Raw genomic sequence first — 15,183 nt, forward strand, 5'->3', positions numbered from 1 at the left:
ATCGCCTCGCTTCGCGAGACAGTGTTTGATCCTTTTTGGCGCGTGATATCCATGATTCGCTCGCAAGCTTCGCTCATGCCAATTCCCGCGCCTGCACCGGCGGTTCGGCCGCGGCGCGCTGCGACGGCACCAGGACGTTCCACTGTGGACTCCGGCGATCCGCCAGCACGAGCACCACCGCGCGCAGCACACAGGTGATCACCAGCGCGAAGAACAACCCGAACACGACGTGGAACTGCACCAGCACCCCGTACACCACGGCGGTGGCGAGTCCGAAAAGGACCTGGCCGCGACGGCTCGACGGAGTGGTGCCGGGGTCGGTGATCATGTAGTTGGTGAACAGGATGAACGCGGTGCCGGTGATCGGCAGGATCGCGCTCACCAAGGAGATGTCGGTGATCAGCGTCCGCAGTACCGCCTGGGCGAGAAAACCGCCTGCCCAGCCGAGGATCAACGGGATCTTCCCGGTCAGCTGCGCGTTGAGCATCGTCCCGGCGATCAGCAGCAGCGCGGGCACTACGGCGCCCCACGCGCCGGTGACCCATTCGGTGAACTCGTACGGCGGCGCGATGCCCACCCACGGAAAGAGCAGCAGGACCACCACGATCCCGGCGTTGCTCGGGTTCAGCACATGACGTGATTTCCCGGCGATCCGGACGCGGAAGACGTACTTGGTGGCCACCCCCGCCACGGCGGCGAGCACGGTCGGCAGGAACCGGTCGTTGGCGAACAGCAGCATCGCACAGGCCACGCCGGTGATGTAGGCCGGGAGCAGGAAATCCACCACCGCGCCCGTTTTCCCGGTGTAGCGCGGGCGGCGTTTTTCGACGGCGGCTTCCACCGACTCCAGCGTGATCTCGGTGGCGAGCGCGGCGAGCACGGCGACGACCGGGGTGAGATAGGCCTGTTCGAAGCCGAGCACGGTGTGCCCGAGCACGGTCAGCGCCGTGATCGACATCCCGAACCGGCGCAGCGCCGCGGACCGGCGCTCGGCGGGTGACTTGCTCACCGTTCCTCCTCGATCGTCCCGTCGGAGCCCAGGCGCAGCTGATGCCAGCCGGGCGGCAACGACGTCGAACCCGTGTGATGCCGTCCGCAACCGTCCCGCCACGCCAGCCGTACCGGCACGCTCGCCGACGGCTGGGAACCCAGGCCGAAGTGCAGGTCGGGCGCGTTGACGCCGTTGTGCCCGTTGGCGGGGTACACCTCCTGCAGCCGGGTTCCGCCGCCCGGCGCGGGTACTTCGGCCTCGGCGCCGATCGCGGGCGTCGTCGGCCCGGCGGCACCCGCCCGGCAGGCCGTGTCCCCGGCGGGCCGGACCAGCCGCAGGCCGAGGAAAGCCCCGGCCGGTGCGGAGTTCCGGTACAAAGTGGACGGTGCCCATTGGTTGGCGACGACGAAGTCGAGGCGTCCGTCGCCGTCCACGTCGCCGACGGCGAACGCCCGGCTGACCGCGTCGGTGCCTACGCCGACACGGTCGGCCACGTTCACGAACCGGCCGTCCTTCCCCCGCGCGAAGAACGTGTTGTGGTCGTGGCCGGAAAGATCGGTGCCCTCGGTGAACCGCGGCCACAGCGTGGGATGGCTCAGCACGAGATCGTTCGACATCGCGGTTTCCTGCAGTTGCGCCCACCGGTTCACCTGCCCGGCGACGAATCCGGTCGCGTGCATGACCTCGTCGGCCCCGGTGTTGTCGAAGTCGGCGGCCTTGACGTCCCACGACCAACCCGAGCGAGAGAGCCCGAGTTCCTCGCTGTGGTCGTCGTAGGGTGCGTCACCCTTGCGCAGCCGGTCGGCGACCGTCGCGCGGTCGGCGGTGGCGAGGAAGGCGAAGTTGCTTTCCTGCAAGGCATAGGGCTCGGTGATGTTGCTGACCAGGATGTCCGGTACGCCGTGCGCGCCGAGATCGGCGAAGGCGACGCCCATGCCCTTGAACGAGTCGTTGCCCACCACCTTCGACTTCGGCGTCGCCGCGTGGCGCGTCCCGTTCGCCGTCCGGAACGCGAAGCGTCCGGGCGTGGATTCGTTGACCAGCAAGTGATCGGGGCCGAAGTCGTTGGCGACGTAGAGATCGGGCAGACCCCGGCCGCCGAGGTCCTGCGCGCCGAGCGCGAGCGTCCACCCGGTCCGCGCCTCGGCGGGGAAGGCGTCGGGCACCTCGGCGAACCGGCCGGCACCGGCGGAGCGGAACAGCCGCAGGGTGCCCGCGTTCGTAGCGTGGGACAGCGAATCGTTCATCTGCAGCTCGGGCTGCCGCGCGGTGGGGTCGAGAACCCTCGCGCCGTCCGGGAAGTAGTTGCCGAACACGAGATCGGTGTGCCCGTCGCCGTCGAAGTCGCCGACCGTGGCGGCGTTGGTGTTCCAGACCTGCCACGGGCTGGTCAGTTCGCGGGCGCGGAACGCCGGCGCCGACGGCGGGACGCCCGGGACGCGCTGGAACACCACCGGCGAGCGTCCCCAGTAGTAGACGACCACGTCCTGCCAGCCGTCCTCGTCCAGATCCACCGGCAGGCAGCCCATCGGCGCCGCGAAGGACGGCATCTCCAGTCCGGACGGCGTCAGCGTGAACGGCTGGAAGCGCTGGCCGGTCGTGGGCGCCGGTTCGACGGTGACCGTGTCGGTGCGGGGATCCACCAGGCAGACGTCGCGGGAGACCTTGCCGCCGTCCACGGCGAAGAGCGCGGTGGCCGCGCCCACCGACGAGATCCACGACCGGATCTGTTCATAGGCCGGGGCGACCGTCCGCACCCGCCGTCCGCCAGGGGCGTTGTCCGGGCTGACCGGGTGCGCGGTGAACGAGAAGCGTTGGGCCAGCGCGGATTCCTCCGCCGAGGACGGCTGCGGGGCGACGGTGAACGCGAACACCGCGGCGCAGCCGAGCAGGGCGACCACGCGGGTGAGGTGGCGGCGGACGAACGGTCTCATCGGCTGTTCCTTTCCCACAGGTGCCGGATTTCCGCCCGCCAGCGCTGATAGTGCGCGAACGTGTGCGGCCGGGATCCCAGCTTCGTCAGTGCCCGGTCGGTCCAGCTCGCGGCGGTGCCGGTGTCGGTGCGGGCCAGCACGTCGGCCGCCTTGTCGGTGTGCGCGGGCACGATTCCGCTGACCCGTCGCGCCGCGCATGCGAACGCGCAGCCCTGCGCGAGATGCGCGCGGAACGGCCCGGACAGCTCGGCGAGCCGGTCCAGCTCGCCCGCGTCGGCACCGCCCGCGTAGGTGGCCGCGAGGCCGATCCCGCTCCACAGGTCCGCCCGCCGCCGCTCGGGGAATTCGGCGACGCGCAGGGCCACGCCGTCGGGATCGGCGCATTCGCAGAACCACAGCGCGCGGCCGAGGCCCTGGTCGCGGACCCGCCGGACGTCACGGTGGAGCCCGCGCTCCACCCGTTGCCGCCCGATGACCCGGTCGGCGTGGAAAAACCCTTGGTGGAAACCGAATCCGTCCCAGGCCAGCCAGCGCAGCAGCGGATCCGCGCCGGACGGCCCGCGTACCGGGCGAAGCCGCAGCCGCGCGTACGCCCAGCCCGCGCCGACGTGCACCAGATGCGGGTAGTCCGCCGCCGGTCCGCGCAGCAGGGCGGCGACCCGGCGACGGCGGCGGGGGAGGAGCAGATCGAGCAGCGCGCAGCCCATCCCGGCCCCCTCGAACGCGAAACCGCGGAGTTCGGGTTCCAGCCCGGCGATTTGTTCGGCCAGCGCGTCTTCCGCCGTTTCGAGCGAAGCGTTCAGCCCGGTGAGGAACGCCCGCCCCGCCGATTCGAGCACGCCGCGCGCGGGGCCGGGACGCAACCGGAACCGTCGTGGCCCGAAGTCGACCTGCCCCATGTCCTGACGCAGCAGCCGTGCCGCGCTCACCGGGCGTCCCCGCGCGCCACCAGTACGCGCTCCATCAGCGCGGTCACCAGGAAGGGCTCGGCCTCCCGCTGGAAGTCGACGTCGGGATGGAACTCACGCACCGTGCCCTCCAGCACCAGCAGCGAAAGGATCGGGAACACGAACTGCGGATCGGCGTAGAACCCGTGCCGCCGCTGGATGTCGAAGAGCCGGGTGGCGAAGGAGACCAGGTCGAACTCGGCCGCGCGGCGGCCGGTGTGCGCCGTCACCAGCGCGGCGAGGTCGGCGCGGAACGCGTCGCGATCGGCGCTCGGCGTGTCCTCCGCCGTGGACAGCACGATGTCGGCGCAGGCCTCGCCGTCGCCCTGGCTCATGCAGTAGAAGAACGCCGCGAACTTCTCCCGCGCCGAATCCGTCAGCCGCACCGTGAACCCGGCGTCGAGGATCACGATCGTGCCGTCGGCACGGAAGTAGAGGTTGCCCGGATGCAGATCGCAGTGCACCACGCCGTCGAGGAACAGCATCCGGTACACCGCGCGCAGCGCTGTCACCACCGCGCGTCGCCGTTCCGCTTCGCCCAGTTCGTCCGGGCGCGGCCGGACGAGACCGCCGACGAAGTCCATCACCACCATGTCCCCGGTGGACAGCCGCCGGTCGACGGCGGGCACGGTGACACCGGGGACCTCGGCCATCGCGGCACGGAAGCCGTCGAGCAGCTCCGCCTCCCGCCGGAAGTCCAGCTGGGCGCGAATGCTTCCGGTGAGCTGGCCCGCGATCGCCACCACCGGGACGCCCCGCAGCCACGGCAGCCGTGCCAGCACCGCCGCGCCGCGCTCGAACAGCGCGAGGTCGACCGTCAGCGACTGTTCGATACCCGGCCTGCGGACCTTGACCGCGATTTCGCGGCCGTCCGGCAGGACGCTCCGGTACACACACGCGATACTGCCCGCGCCGACCAGCTTCGTCCCGGTGGCACCGAATCGCGACCGCAGCACCGGTGCCGCCGTGCGCGGCGGTATCGGGCGGACCCGGTCGTACAGGCGGGTGAGTGCCAGGCACACCTTCGGCGGCAGCACATCCGCGCGGGTGCTCAGCAACTGGGCCGCCTTCACGAACGCCGGACCGAGCGCCACCACGGTGTCCGCCAGCCAGTTTTCCCGCGCGGGATTCCGGCGTCGTACAAGGGAGAGGGCCGACGTGGCGGCCAGGAGGGTCAAGCGTCCACAAAGGACATACAGGATGCGTGTCATCCGCAGTGCCACCGCGCCACCGCCGACCGCCCGGCTCGTCATCGGTACGGAATGCTCCTTCCGATCAGCTGCCCAGGTCACCGCCGATCGACGCTACAACCGCCCTTCCGCGCTGTCTCCCCGCTGCCGCAACACCATCCTTTCCGGCGACATCGGGGTGACGGCATCCGATCGCATGAGAGAGCCCGCGAGCACATACGGGCTGTATTCCGTGGCGTGGCGCGGCCCCACCCGCTTGGCCCTGGGAATTGCATATCGAGGGAGGCCACCGTCCGGTTCCGGCCGCCGCGATCACATAGCGGCGTCGGGTTTCCCCTTCCGGGTCCGCCTCCTGAACGGGTGAGAGTCACGGTGCCGGGCAAGGGAAACACCCCATTCCGGGTAACTCCCGATGGTCAGTCCGCGGTGGAGGAACGGAGTACGCCGTCGGGCTCGACGGCGCCGCTGAAGTCCTCCCAGTCCATATTGGCGATCGAGAGCTGGATTTCCAGGTCCAGCAAGGCGTGCGGGACGGCGCGGAGGGAACGCGGCTGGTCGCGGTCCTCGTCGATCTTCACCACGAGCACGGGATGCTCCGGCGAAGCGAGGGTGATCGCGTCCACCACGAAAACGAGAGTGTGCTTGGCGGTGCGCGACAGCAGTTCGGCGAGTTCTTCGCCGGTCCAGCCGTCGAACTCCGGCAGGGCCACCAGCGTCGCGTCGAGGACGAACTCGTCGTCGTGGTACTCGCGGGGCGTGGTGATGTCGCTCCAGGTGGCCCGCCAGGCGTGGTCGTCGGCGAAGTCGGTGCGCACGATCGGGATGGACGGGGCGTTGATCAGGGTCTCGAGCGCGGCGGGCGAGGCCGCGCGGGGAGAGATCGCCGCACCGGCGTCGGGACCGTCGATGACGTACTGTCCCTCGCGCCACAACACGGTGCCGTCGGGGGCGAGGAGCCGGATTTCCCCTCCCGGCACGACGGCGAGGTGGTCTCCCGGACCGGCGAGCCGCGTGCGCACGCTGCCGTCTTCGGCGCGCAGCAGGAGGAATCCGGCGTCGTCGAGCGTCAGGCCGGTGTCCGCCGCGCGTGAGCCGGACGCGTACCAGAGCTGGATCCCGTCGGCGCGGAAGAGCCGCACTCCCCGGCCGGGCTCGTGGTTCAGGACGGTGCCACCGTCGGCGGAGGTGAGGGACTGGTTGCGGAGGCTCTGCCCGCGCCGGAGGACGGCACCACGCGGCGGCGCGGGCACGGCAGCCGCGCAGGGCACGTGGTCCTGGATCCGCCAGACGGCCGCTCCGGTGGCGTCCAGCAGCGCGAGGCCGCCGTCGTCGCGCACCTCCAGCCGCTCGACGCCCTGATCGGCCGTGCCCGACCGCCAGACCGGCGCACCGCACGAAGTACGCAGGACCAGATCGCCGGACGGGGTCAGGTCGACCCAGCTGTCGCCGAGCCATTCCGTGCCGGTGGCCCACACCGGCGCGTGGCCGGCGTTGCAGTACAGCACCAGGTTTCCGTCGTCGCGGTGCAGCAGCGTGTGCGAGCCGGACGGGGAGGTCAGGGACTGACGGCGCAGCCGCGAGCCCCGTCCCAGCGCGGGGCCGCCGTGCTCGTGCGGCGCCGCGGGTGGCGGCGTCGTGCTCGCGATCGCCGATCCTTCGCGCCACAGCAGGGTGCCCGCGCGGTCGACCAGGCACAGTTCGAGGTCCGAACCCGTCACGGTGGGGACCTGCCGCCACGTCACGATCGTGTCGTCCTGCTCCAGCCACCGCACCAGGGGCGCGGGGAGGTGATGGGACATGTTCTGCCGGGTGACCCGGAACGAGCCGTCCACGCCGCGCCGGACCGTCCGCGTCATCGCGCCTTTCGCGTCCTTGCGGTACAGGTAGCGCTTGAGCGTGATGCCGGCGGCGGGCGCGGAATCCTCGAACGTGGGCAGGGGACCGACGAAACCCCGCTCGGAGTTGTACAGGCTCACCCCGTCGTGATCGAGGAGTTCGAGTTCGCCGTCGTCGGTGACCACGAGGAATCGCGCCCCTTCGGCGCCGATCGACGAGTACCAGACGCCGCCACCACGGAGTGCGACCTGGAGGGAATGGCTGAGCACGAGGGCGCCGGACGCCGGGCCCTGGTCGTCGTCACCGGCTCGCCAGACGACCAGCCGGCTCGTCCGGTCGAGGACGACCGGCACCCCGAAGGCGTCGTACCGCAACGCGTACTTGCCCGACGGCGAGACCACCTCGGTCCCGGCGGGCAGCGGATGATCTTCGGCAAGGCGGCGGGCGCGTCTCGTGGGCACGCCGTCGGGCAGGGGCACCGCGGGTACGTCCGACGGCCGGTACGCGGTGCGGACGCCGCGGTAGCCCGCCGGTGGGCCGCCCGCGCGCTGGCGGTATCCGACGAAGCCGCCGCACGCGGCGAGAAACCGGACGCTCGCGAGCTGCAGATGCGGCGAGCCGTTGTTGCCGGTGATGTCGAGGCGGAAGTGTTCGGCGAAGCCGGGTTCGGCGAGCCGGTATGTCCTGGGCTGGTGGCGGTCGGCGAAGGACTGGCCGCCTCGGACGTCCAGAGCCTGCCACAGGAGCCCGTCGGCCGAGCCGCTCAGCGTCCACTCCGCGGGATCGCGATCGGGCGCGTCGTTGGCGGAGGTGAGGACGTACCGGTCCACCGGGACCGGCCGCGTCAGCTGGAACTCCAGTGCCGCGCGGTCGTGCGGGGCGAACCATTTTCCCGCCGGTCCCACCAGGTTCGTGGCCACCTCGCCCGCTTCGGGGTATTCGGCGCTGGCCCATACGGCGGTCACCAGGTCGTTGACGTCCGCGGCACCGGACGGTCCGGCCGAACGCAACTGGACCGAGCAGGTCTCGCCGGTCCGGTCGCGCCAGGACACCCACTGCGGCGGCGCCCCGGAACCGTCGTCGATCAGCAGCCGCAGCCGTTCCGCCGGCCGCCACTCACCGGATTCCTCGACCTCGGTGCTGAACTCGTAGCCGGTCGAGCCGCCCGCTTCCCTCGGGGAGTCGGCTTCGCCGCGCACCTCCAGCACGTCACCGGCGGCGGAGCGGCGATGGCCGTAGCACCGGGACAGGTCCGGCGAGAACCCGACCGAGGTCTGCGCGCCGTCTTCCGTGCGCCAGGACAACTGCTCCGGCGGCACGCCCCGGCCGTCGTCCAGCCGCGCCAGCAGCGGTGGGCCCGGCACCCACTCCGGGGAGTCCGCCGCGTGCCACCACATCCGGAACACGAACGCCTGATCCGGCACGGGCGACACCGGTCCTCCTCGCGGCCACAGCGCCGGACGGGAGTGCCTCGGCGACCTACTTTGCCGCCAACCTAGCCATTTCCCGCACCGGGGCCGTCATGAACTGCCCGAGTGGCACGAGCGCGATGTCCGGAAGGGCATGGGTCCGCCCTCCCACGTCAAGGTGCTTCCGGGAATCTTCGGCCGGTGACGCGCGAACCCGGCCCGACTGGATGTGGTGGCAGTGCTGCGGGAAGCCCTGCCACCACATCCCACCCCCTTCGCCGGGCCGGCATCGGGACCACGAGCCCGACCCGACGACCAGTGTGTGCGTGCGGAGACGGTCGTGGGGGAGATCGCCCGTCGCCTGTCCCGGCGGGCGACGGGCGACGGTGGGTGCAGGGCGCGATGGGTGGCCGAAACTGGCGGTATGCACCAAGATCCGCGCCATTTCGCGCAGTACGGGCTCAGCGGCGGTTCACTCGTCGACAGGAACCTCGGGTACCTCGCGCGCATCGCGGCGGGCGGGCGGCACCTGCCCGCCGCCGATATCGATGCGTGCCGATCGCGTCGCGGGGCTGTGCCGGAGCGGCCGCGCCCCATAGCCTCGGGTACGGGGTCGCCGCCGGAAGCGCGGAGGACCCTCTGCTCGTGCGGTTTCGCGGGAAGCGGATGGGGAGGGCGGGGATGGCCGAACCGGACACGGTGGGCACGGAACTCCGGCGGTTGCGGATGGCGGCGGGGCTTTCACTGGCGGAACTCGCCCGGCGAGTCCACTACAACAAGGGCTATCTCGGCAGGATCGAGACCGGGGAGAAACCGGCCGGGATGGAAGTGGCCCGCCGTTGCGACGCGGCGCTGGACGCCAACGGGAAATTGGCCGCACTGGTCGCCAGGGCCCGGCCGCCCGAACCGGCCGTGGTGCCCGAGGCCGGTCCCGACGGCGGGGTGTGGGTGATGAGCATGGGGCCGGACGGTTCGAGCAACCTGGTGCCGATGAGCCGCCGGGACGCCCTCGCGATGGGCGCGGCGTCGGTGCTGGCGCTGAGTGTCGGCGCGCCGGGGAACGCGGCGGCCGCCGGGCAGGAGACGACGATCGCGGCGTTCCGCGCCCTGTTCGAGCAGACCCGGCGGCTGGGGCAGATCAGCAGCCCGAGCGTGGTGCTGCCGATCGTGGTCGCGCAGACGCACGCGCTGCGGGGCCTGGCCGGCTCGGCGTCGGCGCCGTCGCGTGCGGAGCTGCTGCGGCTGGCGGCGCGGTACGCCGAGTACGCAGGGTGGATGACGCAGGAGGCGGGGGACGAGCGGGGTGCGTTGTGGTGGACCGAAACCGCGGTGGAAATGGCCTCGGCCGCGGGTGACGCCGAGCTCTCGACCTACGCGCTGATCCGGCGGGCGTTGATCACGTTGTACCGCGAGGACGCCGCCGGCACCATCGACCTGGCCCAGCGGGCACTGGCCGGTTCACGGACCCCGCCGCGGATCCGCGGCCTCGCCGCGCTGCGTGAGGCCCAGGGCCACGCACTGGCCTGCGACTACGACCGATGCCGGCACGCGCTGGATCGCGCCGCCGGCCTGCTGGACACCGCCGACGGCCAGGAGATCGGGCCGGCTTCGGTCAGCGGTACGGGCATGGTCGCGGTGGTCACCGGCTGGTGCATGCACGATCTGGGCCGTCCGGCGGAGGCCGGGGAGATCCTCGACCGTCAGCTGGCGCTCGTCCCGTCCGAGGCCCGGCGGGTGCACGCCCGGTTCGGCGCCCGCCGGGCACTGGCCTACGCCAGCGGCGGGGAGGTCGATCACGCGTGCGTGCTCGCGGAGCAGGCGATCGAGAGCGCGCTGCTGGTGGATTCGGCCACGGTCCGGACGGATCTGCGGCGGCTGGCCAGGACGCTGACCCGCTGGCACACCCATCAGCCCGTCCGCGAGCTGTATCCCCGGCTCACCGCGGCGCTGCGCACACCGGCGGTGTAGCGGAAGAACCCGGCCGAGCCAGGGGGAGACATGGGTGGCATCTTCGTCAACTACCGCACCGACGACGGCGATTTCGCGGCCACGCTCATCGCCGGGGCGCTCACCGCGCGGTTCGGTGCCGAGCACGTGTTCCTGGCCAGCAGGACGATCCGGCCCGGCCAGGACTTCGCCGAGCGGATACTGGACTGGCTGAGCCGGTGCGACGTCGTCCTGGTGGTGATCGGGCCCCGCTGGCTCACCTGCACCACCCGGCACGGCGGGCGCCGCATCGACGATCCCGGCGACTGGGTCCGCCGCGAACTCGCCGAGGCGCTGCGCCTCGGGGTGCGCGTGATCCCGGTCTTCCTCGACCACACCAAGGTCCTGACCGAAACCGACCTGCCCGCCGACGTCGCGGCGCTGGCGCGCTGTCAGTATTTGCGCCTGCACCACCGCAACGACGTCCAGGACCTCGCCAAGCTGGTCGGCGAGCTGACCGATCTGGTGCCGGGGCTCGTTCTCCGGCGGGCCTTCGCCACCCCGCGCGCCCCGACCGCGAACCTGGTGCCCAGCGCGTGGCTGCGTGCCGAGTACCGGATCGTGTCCTTCACCGGCCGCGACGCCGAACTCGCCGACCTGCTCAGCTGGGTGAACGAACCCGCGCCGGTTTCCGCCTACCTGATCAGCGGACCACCGGGCCAGGGCAAGACACGCCTTGCCCAGCAGCTGTGCGAGCGGCTCACCCGGCAGGGCTGGACCGCCGGGATCGTCCACGAGAACGCCACCGCCGCCGATCTCACCACCCTCGCCACCGTCAACAACCAGCTGCTCGTGGTCGTCGACGAGGCCGAGAACCACTTCGACCAGACCCACGCCCTCGCCACCGCGTTGGTGGAGCGCTCCACCAACGCTCCCCAGGCGCGGCTGCTGCTGCTCAGCCGTCAGAGCGGCGAACGGCTCCAACGCCTTCACACGCCAGGGAACGATCGCGTCGCCAGCCTCTTCCACACGCTGGACAACCACAGTCTCGCCCCGCTCGCCCGCACCGAAGCCGAGCGCGAGGCCGAGTTCCGCCGCGCCCTCGACGCCTTCGCCGGCTACCTCGAACTCCCCGCTCCCGCCCTCGCCGCACCGGAGGATCTGGCCCAGCCGCGTTTCGGCAGCGCGCGGGTCCTGCACGCCGTCGCGCTCAGCTCCTTGCTGGACCACCATCGCGACGCGGGTCAGGACCGGGCGTCCGTGCCCGCCGCGGATCCCGGCCTGCACCGCGCGGCGCATCCGGAATGCCCCTACCGCGGCCTCGAACCCTTCCAGGAACAGGACGCGCCGTATTTCTGCGGCCGGGATCCGCAGATCCGGCAGCTTCACCAGCTCCTCGACCGGCATCGCCTCGTCATGGTCATCGGAGCGTCCGGCAGCGGGAAATCCTCCCTCGTCCGGGCCGGTGTCCTGCCCGCCCTGCGCCAGGAGAACGCGACGCTGGCGGTGTTCCGGCCCGTCCCCGGCGTCGAGCCGCTCGAATTGCTGGCCTATGCGGTGCGGCCGGTCGTCGGGGCCGACCGCACCACCGCGCTCACCGCCCAGGACATCCCGCTGCTGGCGGACGCCATCGCCGACGCGGCAGGCAGGCTGGTCCTGTTCGCCGACCAGTTCGAGGAGCTCGTCGCCACCGATCCCTTGGCGGCCAAGGAGTTGCTCGACCTGCTGGCCCGGCTGGTGCTGGCCGCGCCGTCCCGTCCGGCGCAGCCGCCCGCCATCCGCGCGATCGTCACCGGCCGCTCGGCGGACCTCGACGAGATCCTGACCAGCGAGCTGGCCCCCGTGCTGCAGACCGTCGCCGTCCCCAGGATGGGCCCGGCGGAACTGCGGGCCGCGATCCTCGGCCCCGCCGACCGCCCGCTGGTCTCCTTCGAACCGGGACTGGTCGAACGCATCATCGCCGACGCGCTGGACGCCCCCGGACAGCTGCCGCTCGTCGAATTCGCGCTCACCCGGCTCTGGGAGTCCCAGCACGGCGCCGCCTTGACCCACCACGCCTACGACGAACTCGGCGGTGTGGCCGGGGCGCTGGCCGCCTACGCCGAAGAAGTGCACAGCGAACGGCTCACCGACGGCGAACGGGCACTGGCCCGCCGGGTGCTGGTGCAACTGGCCCGCCCCGGCGAGGACGGCACCTTCACCCTTTCCCCGGCCCAGCTGGACCGCCTCGACGCCGAATCCCGGGATCTGGCCAGGAAACTGGCCGCGCATCGGCTCGTCGTGCTCCGGCAGGACCCCGGCCACCCCGCGGTCATCGCCCTCGCCCACGAAGCCCTTGTCCAGCAATGGCGGCAACTGCGCGAATGGCTGGCCGCCGCCCGCGAATTCCGCTCCTGGCAGGAACAGCTCAGGCTCTCCCTCACCCAATGGCGGCAGTCCGGGGAAGATCCGCACACCTTGCTCCGTGGCACGACACTGACGACCGCGGAAACCTGGCTGAGCACTGATCCCACCGGTCTCACCGACGACGAACGGGCTTATATCGCCGCGAGCCGTACCCATCAGCGCAGGGGAACCCGCCGCTGGCGGATGATCACCGCCCTGATCGCCGTCCTCGCGCTGGCCGCCACCACTTCCGCGGTCTTCGCGCTGAACAAGAACCGCGAACTCGCCGACCAGCTTCGCCGCGCCTCGGCCGTCTCCCTCGGCCAGGAAGCGGGGCGGCGCAACGAAAGCGACCCGCTCACCGCGCTGCAGTTCGCACAGGCCGCGTGGAAGGCGGACCCGACCAGGCCCGAGGCCTACGCCGCGCTCATGCAGCAATACCTCAAATACGCCGACGTCGAGCAGATCCGGACCGGGCTGTGGTCCGGAACGGTCGCGCAGGTCGCGTCCACCCCGGACGGCAGGACCACCGCGGTGGCCGAAGACGACGGGAGGATCACGGTCTGGACGGCGCTGTTCGGCCCCGCGCCGGAACGCTGGTTCGTCACCACGATCCCGAACCTGTCCGGGCTCCGGCTCAGCCCCGACGGCCGGTGGCTGGCCGCGCTGGACGACCGCGGCGGAATCACCCTGTGGGACACCGCCAGGCACAGTGGCCCGCTGCCGCTGCGCGCACCGGAAACCGTCGCGCCCGCGACGGTGCTCAGCGCCCGGTTCTCCCCGGACGGAAGGTTCCTCGTCGACTCCGTTCGCAGCGGCGGCGGGGCCTCCGGAACTCGCCAAGGCGACGTGGAGGTGTGGGATGTCCTGCAACGCGGGCAGATACCGAACAAGGTAACGGGCCCGGGAGGTGAGACCGCCGTACTCCGCGTCGAGCCGGACGGTAAGCGAGCGTGGTTTCGGGAAGACCGGCCGGACCGGACGCGGCCCGTGGTCCTGCGCGACCTGACCACCGGCACGGAACTCCGCGTGATCTCCTCCGGTTTCGTGACGCCGGGCGGTGTCGTCGCCGAATGCCGGAAAGGACAGCCGTACAGTCGGTTGACCGTCCAGGACACGGCCACCGGCGCAGCGCGTTTCACCAGGACTCGGCTCGACTGCCCCGCAGCCGATGCCGACGACGTCGCCGATTTGAGCGGCGAGTACGCGGTGCTGAGAACGGGATCGCCGGAAGACGCGTTTCAGCGAGCCGAACTGATGAATCTGGGCAACGGAAGCACTTACTCGATCCACGTTCCTTCGCTGAGCCGCGACAAACGGCGCAGCGTGTCGCAGAACGAGCCGTCACAGCTCATGGCGCTCGGCGGCGGCTCCGCCGCACCGACGGTCTTCATGTTCTACGCTGACGTACTGCTCAGATTCCGTGTCCCTGACCTGATCGCGGAAACCGAACAGTCCGGATCGGCGCGGGACGCGGGCGCCGCTGTCCTGAGCCCGGACGGCGAGTCGCTGCTGACGATGTCCCATGAGGGAGACCCGGGTGCACGGGGAGGAGCGAAGCTGCGGCTGTTCGACGTGCGGAGCCACCGCCAGCTCGTTCGGGAATCGGCCGGTGGCCTGCCGGTGGCGGACACGCCCGGCCTGGCGTTCAGCGGGGACGGTAAAAAGATCTTCGTTCCGCTGGAACGAGGACAGCTCGCGGTGATCTCCGCCGCCGATCTCACCGTCCTCCGGACGATCCCGCTGGCGAGACCCGACTCCGGGGAAAGCGAAGTCTCGTTCGACGACACCACGTCCATAGTGCCACTGGGTGCCGATGAGGTCGCCGTGGTGCGCGGCCAAGAGCTCAACGCGTGGAAGGTGAGCACCGGGGAGCGGTATCCCTCCCCGGCGTCCTTGTCCTCACGTGCCATGGCGCCCCGCGCCCCCGCCGCTTATCGCTTCAAGGTGGTCACCGGCCCCGTGAACGCCGGTCGGCTGCTGGTAGCCACCCCGGACGCTGTCGAGGCGTGGAAGCCGAGATCGATTCCGGAGCCCGAGAGCGGTGATCCGCGAGGGCGCCCAGAGCGTTCCTTCGCCCCTCGGCGGGGTGCCCCGACGCCCGATGTCGTGGCCGATCCCACCATGCGCCGAGTCGCCGTTCACTACGCCGACATCGGGCGGCTGAACGTCTGGAACCCCGAACAGAACACCGCTTCGAAAACCATTCCGATACCGGGTGACCTGTCTCCGGTGGGGTTCGTGCAAGAGGACAAGGTGATCTTCGGTACGGGGACCGGTGCCATCGAGGTCCGGAACATCGACAATGGAGACCGCCTCGCCGCACCACGCTTCCCTGGTTCGGCTGGCAGGTGGATGCTGCACGAGAACCGGCTGGTGGCGGTTTCCGTGGACGGCTTCTTCTCGGTGGACATGAGTCCTCGGCAGTGGGCCGAACAGTTGTGCCGGTTGAACGACCGGCCCTATTCTCCGGCTGAACGCGAACTCCTGCCCGCCGGGCTCGACCTCACATCACCCTGCTCCGCGATCGAGGGAGGGAAGGCGCTGGGAAAGTGACTGCCCGCG

At 71.2% G+C, this 15,183-nt stretch carries 7 protein-coding genes; 2 read left to right on the forward strand and 5 right to left on the reverse strand.

Annotated elements, in window-relative coordinates; all coding sequences use genetic code 11:
• Positions 1–73: 73 nt before the first annotated feature.
• The 5 genes from ACFW0G_RS11580 to ACFW0G_RS11600 all read right to left on the reverse strand — a co-directional run bounded on the left by ACFW0G_RS11580 (position 74) and on the right by ACFW0G_RS11600 (position 8,331).
• Positions 74–1,009 (reverse strand): enediyne biosynthesis protein UnbU, encoded by a 936-nt coding sequence (locus tag ACFW0G_RS11580; RefSeq protein WP_378324928.1) that lies wholly within the window; start codon positions 1,007–1,009, stop codon positions 74–76.
• Positions 1,006–2,925, reverse strand: a complete 1,920-nt coding sequence (locus ACFW0G_RS11585; RefSeq protein ID WP_378324929.1) for a CRTAC1 family protein — start codon at positions 2,923–2,925, stop codon at positions 1,006–1,008. The genes ACFW0G_RS11580 and ACFW0G_RS11585 overlap by 4 nt, the downstream gene beginning before the upstream one ends.
• Positions 2,922–3,854, reverse strand: a complete 933-nt coding sequence (locus ACFW0G_RS11590; RefSeq protein ID WP_378324930.1) for a DUF1702 family protein — start codon at positions 3,852–3,854, stop codon at positions 2,922–2,924. Before ACFW0G_RS11590 ends, ACFW0G_RS11585 begins: the two co-directional genes overlap by 4 nt.
• Entirely contained in the window at positions 3,851–5,125 is a 1,275-nt protein-coding gene (locus tag ACFW0G_RS11595; protein WP_378324932.1) for an ABC1 kinase family protein, read from the reverse strand. Before ACFW0G_RS11595 ends, ACFW0G_RS11590 begins: the two co-directional genes overlap by 4 nt.
• 353 nt (positions 5,126–5,478) lie before the next feature.
• Positions 5,479–8,331, reverse strand: coding sequence for a DUF6924 domain-containing protein (locus ACFW0G_RS11600; RefSeq protein WP_378324933.1), 2,853 nt, complete (start codon positions 8,329–8,331; stop codon positions 5,479–5,481).
• Positions 8,332–8,988: 657 nt separating this feature from the next.
• On the opposite strand from ACFW0G_RS11600, the gene ACFW0G_RS11605 reads away from it, so the two are divergent.
• Both ACFW0G_RS11605 and ACFW0G_RS11610 read left to right on the forward strand, forming a co-directional pair.
• The gene (locus ACFW0G_RS11605; protein WP_378324934.1) at positions 8,989–10,275 is read left to right on the forward strand and encodes a multiprotein-bridging factor 1 family protein; all 1,287 of its coding nucleotides are present in this window, start codon (positions 8,989–8,991) and stop codon (positions 10,273–10,275) included.
• A 30-nt stretch (positions 10,276–10,305) separates the two neighbouring features.
• A complete protein-coding gene (locus ACFW0G_RS11610; RefSeq protein WP_378324935.1) occupies positions 10,306–15,174 on the forward strand; it encodes an AAA family ATPase in 4,869 nt (1,622 codons plus the stop codon).
• Positions 15,175–15,183 lie beyond the last annotated feature (9 nt).

Source organism: Amycolatopsis sp. NPDC058986 (genome assembly GCF_042741125.1).
In the GTDB taxonomy this organism is placed as follows: domain Bacteria; phylum Actinomycetota; class Actinomycetes; order Mycobacteriales; family Pseudonocardiaceae; genus Amycolatopsis.